Source organism: Thermomicrobium roseum DSM 5159 (assembly GCF_000021685.1).
GTDB classification, from domain to species: domain Bacteria; phylum Chloroflexota; class Chloroflexia; order Thermomicrobiales; family Thermomicrobiaceae; genus Thermomicrobium; species Thermomicrobium roseum.
In genome coordinates this window covers 19313-35477 of the sequence record NC_011959.1, presented here as the reverse complement: position 1 = coordinate 35477, position 16165 = coordinate 19313, and the positions used below count along the sequence as shown (strand labels likewise).

The 16165-nt window shown below is 62.3% G+C and carries 10 protein-coding genes and 1 CRISPR repeat array (1 of these 11 only partly in view); of the genes, 4 read left to right on the top strand and 6 right to left on the bottom strand.

Features of this window, described 5'->3' with window-relative positions:
- Nucleotides 1-4211: direct repeats of the CRISPR family, unit length 30 nt; unit sequence GTTTCAAGCCCTCATAGGTACTGTCGAAAC (it extends 792 nt beyond the left edge of the window).
- 1531 nt (nucleotides 4212-5742) lie between these two features.
- The 4 genes from pdxR (at nucleotide 5743) to TRD_RS00115 (ending at nucleotide 10092) form a co-directional block, all read left to right on the top strand.
- Entirely contained in the window at nucleotides 5743-7245 is a 1503-nt protein-coding gene (gene pdxR / locus TRD_RS00130) for a MocR-like pyridoxine biosynthesis transcription factor PdxR (protein WP_041435779.1), read from the top strand.
- Nucleotides 7246-7271: 26 nt separating this feature from the next.
- Nucleotides 7272-8174, top strand: a complete 903-nt coding sequence (gene pdxS, locus TRD_RS00125; protein ID WP_012641441.1) for a pyridoxal 5'-phosphate synthase lyase subunit PdxS — start codon at nucleotides 7272-7274, stop codon at nucleotides 8172-8174.
- A 10-nt stretch (nucleotides 8175-8184) separates the two neighbouring features.
- Entirely contained in the window at nucleotides 8185-8793 is a 609-nt protein-coding gene (gene pdxT, locus TRD_RS00120; RefSeq protein ID WP_012641440.1) for a pyridoxal 5'-phosphate synthase glutaminase subunit PdxT, read from the top strand.
- Nucleotides 8794-9021: 228 nt separating this feature from the next.
- Nucleotides 9022-10092: an AIR synthase family protein gene (locus tag TRD_RS00115; RefSeq protein WP_012641439.1), complete on the top strand. Its 1071-nt coding sequence runs from the start codon at nucleotides 9022-9024 to the stop codon at nucleotides 10090-10092.
- On the opposite strand, the gene cas2 is transcribed toward TRD_RS00115, so the two are convergent.
- From cas2 to cas7i, 6 genes are all read right to left on the bottom strand, one after another.
- The gene (gene cas2 / locus TRD_RS00110) at nucleotides 10089-10352 is read right to left on the bottom strand and encodes a CRISPR-associated endonuclease Cas2 (protein WP_012641438.1); all 264 of its coding nucleotides are present in this window, start codon (nucleotides 10350-10352) and stop codon (nucleotides 10089-10091) included. The two genes, TRD_RS00115 and cas2, sit on opposite strands and share 4 nt — an antisense overlap.
- A 64-nt stretch (nucleotides 10353-10416) precedes the next feature.
- Entirely contained in the window at nucleotides 10417-11406 is a 990-nt protein-coding gene (cas1b, locus tag TRD_RS00105) for a type I-B CRISPR-associated endonuclease Cas1b (protein ID WP_012641437.1), read from the bottom strand.
- Complete coding sequence (gene cas4 / locus TRD_RS00100; RefSeq protein ID WP_012641436.1) at nucleotides 11403-11990, bottom strand: CRISPR-associated protein Cas4; 588 nt, start codon at nucleotides 11988-11990, stop codon at nucleotides 11403-11405. The genes cas1b and cas4 overlap by 4 nt, the downstream gene beginning before the upstream one ends.
- 14 nt (nucleotides 11991-12004) lie before the next feature.
- Entirely contained in the window at nucleotides 12005-14326 is a 2322-nt protein-coding gene (locus tag TRD_RS00095) for a CRISPR-associated helicase/endonuclease Cas3 (RefSeq protein WP_012641435.1), read from the bottom strand.
- Nucleotides 14316-15023, bottom strand: coding sequence for a CRISPR-associated protein Cas5 (gene cas5, locus TRD_RS00090; RefSeq protein WP_012641434.1), 708 nt, complete (start codon nucleotides 15021-15023; stop codon nucleotides 14316-14318). Before cas5 ends, TRD_RS00095 begins: the two co-directional genes overlap by 11 nt.
- A gap of 22 nt (nucleotides 15024-15045) precedes the next feature.
- Complete coding sequence (gene cas7i, locus TRD_RS00085; RefSeq protein ID WP_012641433.1) at nucleotides 15046-16113, bottom strand: type I-B CRISPR-associated protein Cas7/Cst2/DevR; 1068 nt, start codon at nucleotides 16111-16113, stop codon at nucleotides 15046-15048.
- Nucleotides 16114-16165: the final 52 nt, after the last annotated feature.

Sequence of the window (16165 nt, the reverse complement as noted above, 5' to 3'; positions counted from 1 at the left end):
CCGAAGTTTCAAGCCCTCATAGGTACTGTCGAAACCGTCCCATTGCGCTTGGTCCTTCCGTCTGCTCTTTCGGTTTCAAGCCCTCATAGGTACTGTCGAAACCGCTCCCACCTGCTCGAGCATCCGCGCGTTCTCGATCGTTTCAAGCCCTCATAGGTACTGTCGAAACGTGGAAGGGCGGGGATGAGCAAAAAAGAGGTATAGTGTTTCAAGCCCTCATAGGTACTGTCGAAACGCAACCACTGGTTCACCTCAAACGTCTCCTCCAGCGTTTCAAGCCCTCATAGGTACTGTCGAAACCTGCATCCCGTGCATCCCACTGCGCCGCTGTCAGCAGCGTTTCAAGCCCTCATAGGTACTGTCGAAACCGTCTGCCGTCTGCAGCCAACGACATGGACGGCAAAGTTTCAAGCCCTCATAGGTACTGTCGAAACCGTCTGCCGTCTGCAGCCAACGACATGGACGGCAAAGTTTCAAGCCCTCATAGGTACTGTCGAAACATCACGAACCCCTACCAGCCATGACTGTACCACAAGTTTCAAGCCCTCATAGGTACTGTGGAAACAGGGAGGCTCATCCATGATTAGCTACAACGTTCACGGTTTCAAGCCCTCATAGGTACTGTCGAAACTCGGCTACTACAAGCGTTTCGAGCAGCAGGGGTTTCGTTTCAAGCCCTCATAGGTACTGTCGAAACCCCGCACACGCTTGCGGAAGGCAAGGTCCACCACACGTTTCAAGCCCTCATAGGTACTGTCGAAACTCGACCCGGACGCAGCCTACAAGCTGCTGGATCTGGGTTTCAAGCCCTCATAGGTACTGTCGAAACACCAACGGAAATAATACGCTGGTTCGCGTCCCTCGGTTTCAAGCCCTCATAGGTACTGTCGAAACCCAGGAACCCCGCAGCTTGCGACTCCTGGTCTGCCGTGTTTCAAGCCCTCATAGGTACTGTCGAAACCATCGTGGAGGTCCCGGATCAGCTCCAGAGCACGCGTTTCAAGCCCTCATAGGTACTGTCGAAACTCCCACGGTGGGCGCAGGACAGGGACCACCGTGCAGGTTTCAAGCCCTCATAGGTACTGTCGAAACGCGGTGTCGAGAACCCACTGGCTCCCGAGGGAGAAGGTTTCAAGCCCTCATAGGTACTGTCGAAACCACCCAGTGCAGCTTCCGGCGTCCGAGCAACTCAACGTTTCAAGCCCTCATAGGTACTGTCGAAACGGGTACGAGGCTCGCGCTCTCCTCGAGCGCGCGTTGTTTCAAGCCCTCATAGGTACTGTCGAAACGTAACGCAAATGCTCGAGACCGGCATTCAGGGCATCGTTTCAAGCCCTCATAGGTACTGTCGAAACTGGGGAGCTGGTGCGCGATAGCGAGGGGCGCGTGGGTTTCAAGCCCTCATAGGTACTGTCGAAACTTCTCTTCAGCGGCTTCCGCCGCTCCTTGCGGGTGCGTTTCAAGCCCTCATAGGTACTGTCGAAACTGGTCGGTGCCTTTCGTCGCCAGGCGCAGCGAGAAGGTTTCAAGCCCTCATAGGTACTGTCGAAACGTAAGAGCTATTGGGATGCGATCCAGTTCGCGCAGGTTTCAAGCCCTCATAGGTACTGTCGAAACCACTGCGCAGCGCTTCGAGGCGATCCTGCACGAGGCGGTTTCAAGCCCTCATAGGTACTGTCGAAACGTCCTGTCACGCCGCAGGCGCTGACCGCAAACTGGAGTTTCAAGCCCTCATAGGTACTGTCGAAACCTGATCCCGCACCACCCAGCGACGCGACGCACGACCAAGTTTCAAGCCCTCATAGGTACTGTCGAAACGTACTCGCCTTCGACTTCGCGTCGCCACGCTGCTTGTTTCAAGCCCTCATAGGTACTGTCGAAACAAACTGCTCGTACATGCGGAGGCTCTCTTCGACGAAGGTTTCAAGCCCTCATAGGTACTGTCGAAACGCCGACCCGCAACCGCCCGAGCGGATGCTCATCGCGGGTTTCAAGCCCTCATAGGTACTGTCGAAACTCATGCCTCCCGGCTACGCCGGCGTGCTGGTTCGCAGTTTCAAGCCCTCATAGGTACTGTCGAAACCCAGCGGCAGCGACGCGATTGCGTCGCTGCGTCGAAGTTTCAAGCCCTCATAGGTACTGTCGAAACGCGTATGCGTCATACCAACGTATCGTGACGATCCCGTGTTTCAAGCCCTCATAGGTACTGTCGAAACGCTGACGCCCGGCGAGGTCGCCAACGGTGTCTACCTAGTTTCAAGCCCTCATAGGTACTGTCGAAACGCGAATGGCGTTCACGTCGTTGCGTGCAGTGGAGAGTTTCAAGCCCTCATAGGTCCTGTCGAAACTTATACCGACTACGTCTTGCCCTATGAGGAGCGAGTCGGTTTCAAGCCCTCATAGGTACTGTCGAAACTAGTCAGCCCCACGTGGGGAGAGTGCTCATGCCTCGGTTTCAAGCCCTCATAGGTACTGTCGAAACTCTCGCCGCTGTAAGGCTTCCGAAGCGTAGTAGATGTTTCAAGCCCTCATAGGTACTGTCGAAACTGGTTAGGGCTGTAGACGGGTGGTGTGAGGGCCTGGTTTCAAGCCCTCATAGGTACTGTCGAAACGTAGACAAATCGTGGGTCGATTGCAGCACGGGCCAGCGTTTCAAGCCCTCATAGGTACTGTCGAAACGCGGCGTTCCTCGCTCGATTCCCACGCTGCATGCTGTGGTTTCAAGCCCTCATAGGTACTGTCGAAACGTGCAGAAACCAGCGATCGTCCAGCTCGGGCCATAGTTTCAAGCCCTCATAGGTACTGTCGAAACCGAACAGCGTGAGGAGACCGTTGTGGGTCGCAGTCAGTTTCAAGCCCTCATAGGTACTGTCGAAACCGACCGAGCGCAGAGCCGACCTCCTCAGCCTTGATGGTTTCAAGCCCTCATAGGTACTGTCGAAACCGTGGCGAAGCAGAAGGGCTACAGTGGTCCTGGTATGTTTCAAGCCCTCATAGGTACTGTCGAAACAGTTGCAGGATTGCTGGCAGAGTACTATCAGGCGCTGTTTCAAGCCCTCATAGGTACTGTCGAAACAGCACATCCTCCTTCGCTCCATAGCATACCATGACAGTTTCAAGCCCTCATAGGTACTGTCGAAACGTGTTGTGTCGCTGGCGGGGCTGAGCCAGGAAGACTGTTTCAAGCCCTCATAGGTACTGTCGAAACTCGAGCTACCGCCGTTGTGGAGCTGACTCGGCGAGAAGTTTCAAGCCCTCATAGGTACTGTCGAAACCGGAGGAACTGCCTGTGCATTCGTAATCGCGATCGAGTTTCAAGCCCTCATAGGTACTGTCGAAACGGATGTGCCACACTGAGGTTCCGCGAGTCAGTATCCAGTTTCAAGCCCTCATAGGTACTGTCGAAACACCCTTGCGCTCGAGTCGTGCTTCCACTTCCGCTTCGTTTCAAGCCCTCATAGGTACTGTCGAAACTCATGGGATCGTTGTGGTGGCTGGCAACGACGTACCGTGTTTCAAGCCCTCATAGGTACTGTCGAAACATGCCATAATCCTCCGCATACGTTCCGCACATTCCGGTTTCAAGCCCTCATAGGTACTGTCGAAACACGATCTCATCATGAGTGCTGACATCGAGACCCCCAAGTTTCAAGCCCTCATAGGTACTGTCGAAACGGACGAGCGATTTCTGGACGTGTTGGGCGAACTGGGTTTCAAGCCCTCATAGGTACTGTCGAAACGTCAGGCGCAGCGAGAAGCGGGACAGCAGGGAGAGGTTTCAAGCCCTCATAGGTACTGTCGAAACCCTCCTCTTCCACGAGGTCTTCAACCTCGTAGGAAGGTTTCAAGCCCTCATAGGTACTGTCGAAACAAGCTGGAAGCACGATTGTCTGTTCTAGTCAGTTAGGTTTCAAGCCCTCATAGGTACTGTCGAAACCAGTCCAAGGTCGAACTGATCAGTCGGTTGCAGGTCGCACGTTTCAAGCCCTCATAGGTACTGTCGAAACCGAGTCCGCCACTGTCGCTCCAGTCATCGACCGCTTGTTTCAAGCCCTCATAGGTACTGTCGAAACTCGATGCCGCCAGCCCTCACCGTTGCGACACGCGTACACGGTTTCAAGCCCTCATAGGTACTGTCGAAACCTGGGTGTATACCGGGCAGGTGTACGTCGTGCCGACAGGTTTCAAGCCCTCATAGGTACTGTCGAAACCCAAGGCGGGGCGCACCGGGACGCGAAACTCTCACCGGCAGTATAGCGACCTCGGAGCGTTGGATCAAGCCAGCCCCGGAAGAGCTTTGCCGCGGTGGAACACGGATATCAGGCAGTGCACCGTTGTCGTCGACCCCCCGCGTTTTTTGCTCGACCGGGGGTCGACGATCTCGATGCTCGCGCAATCCTGTCCAGATATCAAGCCGTCTTCGGTCTGGGGGACCAAATGGCGCGCTCAACGTGGCCTGGCGCATAGGTGTCAACCTCAGCGCCGCCTCGTCAAATGGCGCGCTCAACGCCGCGAGGCGACCGACGAGGTGGAAAGCCGTCTTCGATGTGGCGGGGCCAACATTCATCGGAAGTGTGCCCACCTCGACCGCCGTCTCCTGTCGTGGAGGTGGGGGTTAGCATTCACCGGTCGCAGCTCATGACGATCGAGGTCGCCAGTCCCATCCGCTCCGAGTGTGCGGTGGCCAGTATCCGACAGATGCACCCGACCGGACGCCCGAACGAGTGAGCACTCGTCGCCACCGCGAGGGCACGGCACCGCCGCGGCTCGACTGCACAGTCACTCCATGCCTGCCAAACCTGATGCAGGCGCCTGTCACAGGCGCGTCGGGAAAGCGGTCCAGGTCACTACCTTTCTGCCAGCCCCACCGATCACGAACAGGCCCGTGCTGGCGTCGCTCGCGAGGTCCGACGTCGAGTTCCAAAGGCCCACCGACGATGAATCGGGCCGTCCAATTGGCGACTGTCCGTCGCGCGCGGCAGCCGGTCCAAAGTGCGGACGACTCGTTCTGCGGCAGCTGTCTTTCGCGGCAGCAGCGCACACCCATACTGCCTGGCACGCCCGGAGGCCAAGCCCTCCCACGAGCGATCCTGGCGGCACAGCACCACGAGCGCGGTGCGGACGACGAGCCAGATTGCAGCCACCCGCCGGTGATGCCGGGCAAAGCGCTCACGGTGCGCTGACCGTCGCGCGCGCAGTGGAGTCTGCCGGTGATGCCAGCCCAACCGAGGTCGAGCCAGGCACAGTCCGCGTTGGTGGTTCCTGGACTTGGGCCGAGACGATACCGGTGCGCTCCATCGCGTGCGACGGAGCCAGCACCCGCGTGCCGCGATCTGCCAGCGGCGTCTGCCGGGGCCGAGCGCCGTCGCCCTCACCGATCTCGTCAGCATCGGCATGGTGCCCGCACCACCTGGTCGATCGAACCGGATCGCGCCTCCGTCCGGCGAGGCTGCTCACGCACCGCGACCCCGATCGCCTACGACCCGACGACCCGCTCCCCAGCCACACTCCGCGCCCGAGAGCCGCCCCTCACCAGACCGTCCGGCTCAACACACCACCAGCATCCGACCTCGTCGTCGACCGTCCATTCGGGAAGCGACGAGACGTTTCCGTTGCCAGCAGAGGGAGTCCAATCGCGCCTGATTGGTTGGCTTGGATGGCGTTCGAGGCGCACAATGGCACTTGGCGAGGGTCATCTCCCTCGGTAGGCTCGTCATCGAGTGGACGCCTGGAGGAGGTGTCATGCAACTCCGGCTCGATCGCACCAGTCGCGTCCCGCTCTACCGCCAGCTGGCTGAGCAGCTCCGCCGGCGCATCCTCAGCGGCGAACTCCCGCCCGGTACGCGCTTGCCACCCGAGCGCCGTCTCGCCGCCACGCTCGGCATCAACCGATCCACGGTCGTGAGCGCCTACCGCGAACTGGCCGCAGCCGGGCTCATCAGCGGTCATGTGGGTCGCGGGACAGTCGTCGTCGATCCCGCCCAGCATCGCGAGTCGCGGGCCCCCGCCGGCGGCGTCCCCTGGCCGCAGCTCTTCGCTCCCCTCGCCACCGCGTTGTACGATCCGGCGCTCGAAGATGCCATGATCGCCGCCGCACGCCCTGACGTCATCTCCTTCGCCACTGGCCAGCCCGCGCCCGAATGCTACCCGATCGCCACCGTGCGCCAGCTGCTCGACGAAGCGTTGCACCGCGAGGGAGCGCGGCTTCTCCAGTACTGTCCCAGCGAGGGGTATCCCCCACTGCGGGAAGCCATCGCTAGCTGGTCACAGCAAGCCGGGATCCGCTGCACGGCGGAGAACGTCCTGGTCGTCTCCGGCTCCCAGCAAGGGCTCTATCTCGTCGCACGGGCACTCGTCGAACCGGGCGACCTGGTCGCGGTCGAGTCACCGACTTATGCCGGTGCGTTGCAGATCTTCCGTGCCGTCGGAGCTCGCCTGCTCCCCATCCCGGTCGACGAGTTCGGGATGCGGGTGAGCCTGCTCGAGCGCGCACTCGAGCACCGGCGGCCCAAGCTCATCTACACGTTGCCGACCTTTCAAAACCCCTCCGGCGCCACGCTCGCACTCGACCGTCGCCTGCATCTGCTCGACCTGGCTGCCCGCGCCGGCATCCCGGTCGTCGAGGACGACCCGTACCGGGAACTCTGGTACGATGCGCCACCGCCACCGCCGCTCGCGGCGCTCGACCAGGCCGGCACCGTCATTTCGCTCACCACTGTCTCCAAGATCCTCTTCCCGGGTTTCCGTATCGGCTGGATCATCGCCCCCTGGCCGGTGATCCGCCAGCTCGCGCTGGTCAAGCAACTGGTCGACCTGGATACGAATCCCCTCATGCAGTGGGCGATTTGGGCCTTTCTCGAGCGCCGCCTTCTCCCCCCGCATCTCGAGGAACTGCGGCGTGTCCACCGCGATCGACGCGATCTCCTGCTGGCGTCATTGGCAGCCGAAGCGAACGGCGCGCTCCATTGTCGCGTCCCCGCCGGAGGGCTCTACTTGTGGTGCGAGTTGGCCGATGGCATCCGCGCCCGCGACCTCGTGCCGGAAGCGGCCCGGCAGGGTGTCGCCATCGTTCCCGGCGAAAGCTTCTTCGTCGATCCTGCCCAAGGGCGGTCGTTCGTCCGCCTCAACTTCACCTACCCGGCTCCCGCCGCACTCGTCGAGGGAGCCAAGCGACTCGGCCGTGCGCTGAGCGCGTTGCGCGAAGCCCGCGCCTTGCTCGCCCAGGCGAGCAGCCCGATCGTGTGACCGAGCGGACAGAAGGGAGGAGCACGATGGAACAGACCAACGGGACAATCGAACAGGCCACCTGGCGAACCAAGGTGGGGCTTGCCCAGATGCTCAAGGGCGGCGTCATCATGGACGTCGTCACACCGGAGCAGGCCCAGATCGCCGAGGAAGCGGGCGCCGTCGCCGTGATGGCGCTCGAGCGGGTACCGGCCGATATCCGCCGCGAGGGAGGGGTGGCCCGGATGGCCGATCCCGACCGCATCCTCCGCATCAAGGAGGCGGTCACCATTCCGGTCATGGCGAAGGTGCGGATCGGCCACTTCGTCGAAGCCCAGATCCTGGAGGCGATCGGGGTCGACTTCATCGACGAGAGCGAAGTCCTCACCCCGGCTGACGACCGGTACCATATCGACAAGCACGTCTTCCGGGTTCCCTTCGTCTGCGGTGCGCGCGACCTCGGCGAAGCCCTCCGACGGATCGCCGAGGGTGCGGCGATGATCCGCAGCAAGGGGGAAGCTGGCACCGGGAACATCGTCGAGGCGGTGCGGCATCTACGCGACATTCTGGACGGCATCCGGCGCCTGGCCGCGCTGCCGCGCGAAGAACTGGTGACTGCTGCCAAGGAGCTGGGCGCACCCTACGAGCTCGTGCGCCAGGTCGCTGAGCAGGGACGATTGCCCGTCGTGCTCTTCTGCGCCGGTGGGGTGGCCACGCCAGCCGATGCTGCCCTCGTCATGCAGCTCGGCGCTGAGGGGGTCTTCGTCGGCTCTGGCATCTTCAAGTCGGAGAATCCGTTCGCCCGGGCCAAGGCGATCGTCGAAGCCGTGACCCACTACCGCGACCCCGAGGTGCTGGCCCGTGTCTCGCGCGGGCTCGGTGAGGCGATGCCCGGCATCGACCTGGCGACGCTGGCCCCCGAGCAGCGACTCGCCCCGCGCGGCTGGTGAGGAGGCAGTGATGGCCGTGACGATCGGCGTCCTCGCGCTGCAAGGAGACTTCGCTGAGCACTTGACTGCGCTGGCCCGGCTGGGCATCGCAGCACACGAGGTGCGTCAACCACGCGATCTCGCCGGGATCGATGGGCTCATCATCCCGGGTGGGGAAAGCACCACGATCGGTCGCTTGCTCGAACGGACCGAGCTGCTCGGCGTGATCCGCGATCTCGCGCAGCGGGGCATGCCGCTCTGGGGAACGTGTGCGGGGCTCATCCTGCTGGCGCGGGAGGTCACCGCCGAAACACGCGCTCGTCACCAGCCCTTGCTCGGTCTGTTGGATATCGTGGTTCGCCGCAACGCATTCGGATCGCAACGCGAGAGCTTCGAATGCGACCTCGTCGTCGAACCGCTCGGCCCGCCACCACTGCGCGCCGTCTTCATCCGCGCACCGCTCATCGACGCGATCGGTCCGGGCGTGGCGGTGCTGGCCTGCCTGCCGGACGGGAGGCCAGTCGCGGTGCGCCAGGGATCGATCATCGGGACCGCCTTCCATCCGGAACTCACGAACGATCTCCGCTTCCACCGCTGGTTCTGTGAGCTGGCCGAGCGCGCAACCGTGCACACTGTCTGACCCTCCCTCCTCTCGCGCTCCCGTGGGGACTCGTTCCCCCGGGAGCAAACTTTTCTTGTCCGATCCGCTCGATCGGCGCCGCCCCACGCAGCGAGCGAGCCTGCGCCCGGAGCGCAGCGTCGCTCGGACCAGCTGGTCTGGTAGTCGCGGCGCGTCGCCTGCCGAGAGCTCCACGTCGCAGCGCGCAGCCGGACGCTATCATCGTGAGCGACGAGGAAGGAGGATGGCATGGGGCTGGAACTCCCGACGCTCGGGAAGATCTCGGGGGAGGTCTTCGACCAGATCATCCTGCCGCATCTCGGCGCTCCCTCGCCGCAGGTTCTGGTGCCCCCACAGCATGGCGTCGATGTCGGGATCGTCGACCTGGGTAACGGTCTCGTGATGGCCGTCACCACCGACCCGGTCTTCGTGGTCCCGGCCTACGGCTGGGAGCGGGCCGCCTGGTTCGCGATCCACATCCTCGCCTCCGATGCGGCGACGAGCGGGCTCGCGCCGGCCTTCCTAGCGATCGACCTCAACCTGCCGCTCGCGATCACGGCCGAGGAATTGAGCATCCTCTGGACGACGATGCACCGAGTTTGCGCCGAGCTCGGCATCGCCATCATCGCCGGGCACACTGCACGCTACGAAGGGTGCCACTACCCGATGGTCGGCGGCGCAGCCGTCATGGCCATCGGTCCGGCGGATCGCTACGTTACACCCAAGATGGCCCGTGTCGGCGATCTGGTCGTGGTGACCAAGGGAGCGGCGATCGAGGCGGCGGGGCTGTTTGCCGTGAGCTTTCCGGAGCGGATCGCGGCCGCCTATGGGCGCGAGTTCGCTGATCGGGCGCAGGAGTTGTTCTGGCAGATGAGCGTGGTCGCCGACGCGCTGACCGCCGTGAGCATCGGGGTGCGCGACGACGGAGTGACCGCGATGCACGACGCCACCGAGTGCGGCGTCTACGGCGGGCTGGTGGAAGTGGCGGAAGCCTCTGGGGTGGGCCTACGCATCGAGCAGGAGCGGATCATCCTGCGCGAGGACGTGGCCAAGATCTGCCAGCTCTTCGGCATGGATCCCTATGCGGCGATCAGCGAGGGGACGCTCATCATCACGGTCCGTCCGCACAAGGTCGATGCCCTGCTCGCTGCGCTGGGAGCCAAAGGAATCGCGGCGAGCGTCGTCGGCGAGGTGGTACCGCCGGAGCGAGGATTGACGCTCGTGGTGGACGGGAAAGAACGGCCGCTCGAGCACCCGCGGGTCGACCCGTTCTGGGCCGCCTTCGGCCGCGCCATGGCGGAGGCGGAGCGGGGCAGCTAGATCACCTGCGACGGTTGGTTCTTGACCAGCCCCAGCGTGACCCGCTTGGCGACCGATGCCTGGGGCAGGATATAGAACTGGACACTGTCGTTCTCTCGATCGATGGTCCGCTCGAGTTCCTGCTGCAAGCGGCGGAGCTGGGCGGGAGTGAGTTCACCTTCCAAGAGGGAGTTCTGGACCCACGTCAGGTAGCGGCGGCAGATCTTGAGAACCCGCGCGACTCGCTCCACTCCGACGTCGTAGGCGACGATGACGTACATCCCACCCCCGCAGCGCTGGTTGCCGTTTGCCCCTCAAGGATACTCGGCAGGATGCAGCGAACGTTCAACCGCGCAGGGCGAAGGGAACGTACGCTTGCTCACCCAGGAGATGCTTCTCGAGTTTGTAGAGCTCCAGCCGCAGGGTCGTCCGGTAGGAGACCGAGCGATTGAGCGAGGGGTGCCGGTAGGTTTCCTGGAGCGTTTGTTCCCAGGCCTCGACGACCAGCTTGCGCCCATCATCGTCGAGAAAGACCCCCTCGGCACCGGTCACGAAGTGCCGGCGTTGCAATTGACCGCGATTGACGAGGCGGAAGATCAGCCGGTCGACCAGAACCGGCTTGAAGATTTCGGCGACATCGAGGTTGAGCGTGTGGCGCCGGAAGTTCGTTTCGTGAAGATAGCCGATACGGGGATCCAGGTGTGTCTGGTAAATCTGAGCGAGCACCGCGGTGTAGAGCAAGCTGTTGCCGAAAGAGATGAGGGCATTCGTTTCGTCGCGGGGTGGGCGACGCGTCCGCGGACCAAAAGGAAATTCTGCCTCGATGATGGCTGGCCAGACTGCGTAGTAGGCCTCGCGTGCCTGTCCTTCGAGCGCCATCAGTTCGGCGGTCGTTCCTGCCTCCTCGATCCCAGCGCGTGCCCGCTCGATGATCTCGACAGCTGCCTGCACATCCACCCCGCGCCGGCGGTAATAGAGGAGGACAGTGCGGATGTTGCGCAGGGCGCCATGGACGAACGCTCGTGCCAGTGTCAGCCGCTTAGCCTGATCGAGGTAGTGCTCCACCTGGCGGAGGATCAAGGCACCGCTCGAGAGATATTCGCGCGGATAGAAGGTTCCTGTATAGAAGCCGTATCGGTTGAAGAAGTGGAGCAACACTCCCTCGCGGGCAATGAACTCGAGAAAGCGCTTGTTCAAGTCGACCTCGCCGAAGACATAGAGTTCGCTCACCTGCTCGACCGGCAAGAAGCGCTTGCCTTCTTCCGTTTCCAGGACGATCGTGTTCTGATGACGAGCGAGTCGGCCGGAAGAAAAAACGTAGATCGGTTTGGTCATCGCTTCCCATCCGCGCTGGCTGCGCTGCGGGTCCGGCGTCGTGGTGAATCAGCAGTGGCGGGCTCCTCGGAAACCCAGCAGAACTCGAAGTAGGCGCAGTTGGCGCAGGCGGCGATGCGGACCGGTGGGGGTGGTTGTGGTTGAGCCAGGAGTTCCTCGACGCGTGCGATCGCGCTGCGGACCGCCTGCTCCAGTTCGGGAGTCAACTCCACTGGTTCGACGCGACGCTGTTCTGGGTAGCGCAGCTCGCCCCGCACGTGCAGTCCAGCTTCGCGGAGTCGCAAGAGATAGTAGCCGAGTTGGAGACGCTGCGCGTGCTGGGCACGCGGCGAACGCTTGACCTCCCCGATCACCAAGGCCTCGTCCTCGTCGGCATCGGCGGGACGACGTCGCAGCACGTCGACTTTCATTCCGGGCAAGGCTAACTCCTTGCGTTCGCGGGGATAGGCTGACTCGGCCAGCAGTCGCCCCAGAGCCAACAGTTCGTGGTCACGGTAGCCTTCGATCGCATGGCCCGCAAGCCAAATCTTGCGATCGCAGATTCCGACATAAGACATCAAGGTGCCAGTGACGATCTGGTCCATAGGGAAACCTTCTCCTACACGATGACCGCATCGAGATCAGCGACCTCAGGAAGGAGCCCAAGGTCAGGATCATATTGGACCGATGCGACGAGTGTCCCGTCTTTGAGTTGCGAGATGCGACCAGCACGGTGCAGCTTCCAAAATGTACCGTACGGCACAGGAACCAAGAGTTGCTGGGCAAGCAAGTGCTTCCCCTCGATCTGGTAGCGCAAGTACTCCTCCTGGAACGGTGAGGGGAGCACCTCGGCACCCTGGAACAGCCGGTAGAAGTCTTCGTATGCCATGTCCGCATGTTGGAGCGGGCGTAAGCCTTCGATGACCGCGCGAAAGGACGCGAGCGCTTGCTCGAAGCGTCGTCCCTCGTTCGTCGTCCAGCCCTCGCGGTAGACACGTTCGACCCACTGCTCGGCATCGAACGCATCGAGCGCGTGACCGTGTGGCGGAGCTTCCTCCAGCGTGCGCTCGAGGCGCTCGCGGTCATACACGTAGTACAGTGCATCCCCGTACGTGCGGCTGATCACGATCGGCCGCGGCGAGTTGTGCTCGTAATACCGATTGACGCGTCCAAACCGTTGGAGAAGATCGTCGACCGGTGCCACTTCGGTCACGAGCCGATCGAAACTGATGTCGAGCGAAACTTCGACGACCTGCGTCGCGACGAGTACACGAACAGGTTCCGGCGACTCCCCCCTGAGGGCGGCGAGAATCCGCTGTTCGCGCGCGACGCGATCCCGACGCATCAGCCGTGCATGCAAGAGCTGAAGCCCGTCAGGCACGCATTCGACCAACCGCTGGTACAGCGCTTGCGCCTGTTGCACCCGATTGGCGACGACGAGCACCCGCTCGCCGTTTTGGGCAGCTTCCACGACGAGGTCGACCAACTCCTCGAGTGGATCAGCGGTCCACTCGACTCGATGACGAGCCTGAGCGAGGAACCGTTCCGCCCACGTGTCGTGTGCCGGCGGCTGATCGAGGCGAAACAGTCGGAGCGGCTGAGCATAAGCATCTTCGATGTACTGCCGCAAAAAGTCTGGGAAAGTGGCCGACATGAACAGGCAGCGAGCGCCGAGTTCGCGCAGGACACGCACGAGTTCCAAAATCAGCGCCGTCACGTGCGCATCATAGGCATGGATCTCATCGAAGATCACGAGCGCTCCGACCATCTCCGCCAGTCCGACCTCGAAGCGCGGCAGCCCAAAGAGCCACTTGATGAGCTGGAACGGGGTCGTCACCTTGATTGGCTTGTGGACCAAGCGGTTCAACTCCGCATCCTGGCGAGCAGCTTGGTACGCTTCCTCATAGTCGTCGCCGCTGAAGTACCGCTGGAATGCAACCTCGAGTGTCCGCGCGTGCAGTGTCCCGACCGTCTCCCGGCCGAATAGGCGCTCCAATGTCTGCCCCATTGCCTCGATACTCGCTTGATAGGGCAGAATGTAGAAGATGCGCTCACCCCCGATCCGGTTGCGGGCGATCCAGCGGATCGCGGCGTCGGTTTTGCCAGCGCCGGTCGGCGCGATCAGCAGTGCACTCCCTTCGTACTCGCCGAGCGCCCGCTGGAAGGCGCGGAGCTGGCCATCCCCTTGGGCTCGCGAATGCGCTAGTCGCTCGGCATGACGCGCTCTCCACTCGGTCGGTATGGTCGATACAAATCGTGGTATGCCAGCGCTGGCCGCATGATCGGCGGCGAGCAGCCATCCGCGACTGAGAGTGAGAAGTAGGCCTTCCGCCGAGCGGAAAGCATGGAGTCGATCAGCCCTCTCCTGAAGGGATCGCAGGAACTCCGCTGGTGGCTCGAGGTCGTGCGGAGAACACGGCCACTGATCAGTGCGTAATACCTCCACCTCTTGCGAGAAGCGGACGATCCACTCCCAAAACGGCCCCAACTCGGCTGCTCGCTCGCGGAACTGGCGCTGTGCTTTTTCCAGGAACTGTGGGCGGGGCAGCTGCGGGACACCACAATCGCGCCACAGGCGTTCCTCTGTCAAATCACGGTGATGGGTCAGCACCGCCGCGATGGCGAGCTGGCCAGGATCGCCCGTGGCGTGTCCCGAGGCCAGCAAGAGGGCTGCTGAAAGGACCTCGTGCCGAAACTCCCAGCGGAATCCTCGCTCCTGCAGGGAGCGCTGAAAGCCAAGCGCAGCCTTGCCGAGGTCATGCCCAGCAGCAGCCAACGGCAAGGCGCGTCCCAGGTGGTCCACCGACCGGGAGTCGAGTACGCGCGACCAGAGCGCGCGGTACGCTGGGATGACCTGCTCCACGTAAGCTAGGACCTCCAACGTATGTTGCCGGAGCGTGATCGGCGGATCACCCGATTTCGCCAGTGGTTCACCGACCATCCAGGATCCACTCCTGACGGTAGAGAGGAACGACGACGCCGGACTCACGATCGCGCACGAGCCAGCCCGCCCCATCCTCGATCGTGACGAACTGCAGACCACGCGTGGAACGCTTCCCATCGATGAGACCGAACATCGTGACCCGCACCGGCGCACGCTCGGGATCGGGGGTAAAGGCGACTGGCAGATTTTGGAGAACTGCCGTTACCCCGTTGCGAGCTACGACCTCGGCCGGGAGCAACACCCCTGTCACCGGACCAGTCGATACCGGCTCGAGCGATGCTGGCCCGATCGAGCTAACGGTCGCCAAATCCTGGCTCCTGCCCAGCACGAGCTGGTACCGAGGGCGCAGGAACGGATCGCGCCACTCAGCAGGGAGAAACAGGTCCAGCTCGGGAGAAACGAGGAACTCTCGCTGCACGATGTTCCGTTCCTTGAAGCGCGGTGTATCGGCCGCATCCTTTCGCTCGACCGAGTAGATTGCCTCCAAGTCCATGGCCCGCGCTGCATACGTCAGTCGATAGGCAAGCCACGGCACTTCGTGCGGCATCACCCAGTGCCCACGCGCCGCCGAGAGCAAGCCGAAGATCGTCGCCAAGGGCGGCACAGCCAGCGACAACTGATAGGCGACGAAGCTCGGTGCTCGGAACGATGCAGTCAGTGCGGTGAGGCGAATCCGGACAGCTCCGTCGAGCATGTCGCTCCTCGCTCGCATACGGTCATCCGATCGAAGCGTAGGCCTGCTCGACCAGTTCCGCGGCCCGCTCGAGCGCTCGGCGCGGTGAGTCGAGCAACTCGACTCGATCGAATGGACGCTCCTTGCGAGCGATCACTTCGCGAACCTCGTTTTCGTTGGCCAGAACGGTCGGGCGCAAGCCGAGCAGAACCGCCTTATCGTTATTGACCTTGAGGAAGCGGTCAGTGTAGTCACTCAACACAGAACGGAAACGCTCGAGATTCAACAGCACTTGCTCCGCATTCACTGGATCACTCACGAACAGATTCTGGAATGGCGCGTTCCCTCCATCGAGGAAGCCAACGATCACGGCAACGGGGGTGACATCCGACAAGTTGCGCGCCAGACGGGCCCCACCGCGTAACCGTGCCAGCGCTTGCAATGCCTCGCATACGCGCTGGACACGATCCCTAACCGGGAGTTCGTAGATCTCGGCCTGGTTGGGGTTGACCGCAGCCTTGCGAAGGCGGCTACCGTTCTTCTGAGCCAGCTCTGCAGAGATGTCGGCCATCGCTCCGACCGCGAATCGCCCGACCTCGCTCAGGACGATACTGAAAACTCCCTGCAGGTAGGTCGAATAGACTTCTGATTCGAACGGAATGATGTCACTACCGGGAGGCAGATTTCGCGAGAAGTGTCCAAAGTCGCTGACGATGACGTTCGGGAGAACCGAGACGAGCAGGCTCGCCCGGAGCGGCGAGACGCGCCGGTAGGTATCGGAGTCCTTTCCGCGCTTGCGCGCTGCCATGTAGCCGAAGAGATCGTCTTCGGCGTAGTCGATCGGGTTGCCCTCAGTGTACGCGCTCTTGGCCTCACGGGTAACCGGGCTTGGTGTCCAGCCGAAATCGGTGTAGAGGACTTCCCGCCACCAGCGTCGCCAGGCCTGACCCGACACATAGGGATAGCGCAGGCGACCGATTTGCAGCTGCTTCACGACGATCGCATTATCGGTGCGACGTCCCTCATCCTGACCAGCATTGTTGAGCGCGGCCCCACTCGCTTCGATGAGAACGGTCCCGGTCACCACTGGATACGTGGCTCGTCCTGCCATCGCACTGACTCTCCTTCCTGACTATCCCTTCCTCTTTACCGAGTGAGCTGGG

What these genes read in the sequence shown, in the direction of transcription:
- pdxR (WP_041435779.1), top strand. Translation starts at nt 5,743, where the DNA reads ATGCAACTCCGGCTCGATCGCACCAGTCGCGTCCCGCTCTACCGCCAG.
- cas4 (WP_012641436.1), bottom strand. Translation starts at nt 11,990, where the DNA reads ATGGACCAGATCGTCACTGGCACCTTGATGTCTTATGTCGGAATCTGC.
- cas5 (WP_012641434.1), bottom strand. Translation starts at nt 15,023, where the DNA reads ATGCTCGACGGAGCTGTCCGGATTCGCCTCACCGCACTGACTGCATCG.
- pdxT (WP_012641440.1), top strand. Translation starts at nt 8,185, where the DNA reads ATGGCCGTGACGATCGGCGTCCTCGCGCTGCAAGGAGACTTCGCTGAG.
- pdxS (WP_012641441.1), top strand. Translation starts at nt 7,272, where the DNA reads ATGGAACAGACCAACGGGACAATCGAACAGGCCACCTGGCGAACCAAG.
- TRD_RS00095 (WP_012641435.1), bottom strand. Translation starts at nt 14,326, where the DNA reads ATGGTCGGTGAACCACTGGCGAAATCGGGTGATCCGCCGATCACGCTC.
- TRD_RS00115 (WP_012641439.1), top strand. Translation starts at nt 9,022, where the DNA reads ATGGGGCTGGAACTCCCGACGCTCGGGAAGATCTCGGGGGAGGTCTTC.
- cas1b (WP_012641437.1), bottom strand. Translation starts at nt 11,406, where the DNA reads ATGACCAAACCGATCTACGTTTTTTCTTCCGGCCGACTCGCTCGTCAT.
- cas7i (WP_012641433.1), bottom strand. Translation starts at nt 16,113, where the DNA reads ATGGCAGGACGAGCCACGTATCCAGTGGTGACCGGGACCGTTCTCATC.
- cas2 (WP_012641438.1), bottom strand. Translation starts at nt 10,352, where the DNA reads ATGTACGTCATCGTCGCCTACGACGTCGGAGTGGAGCGAGTCGCGCGG.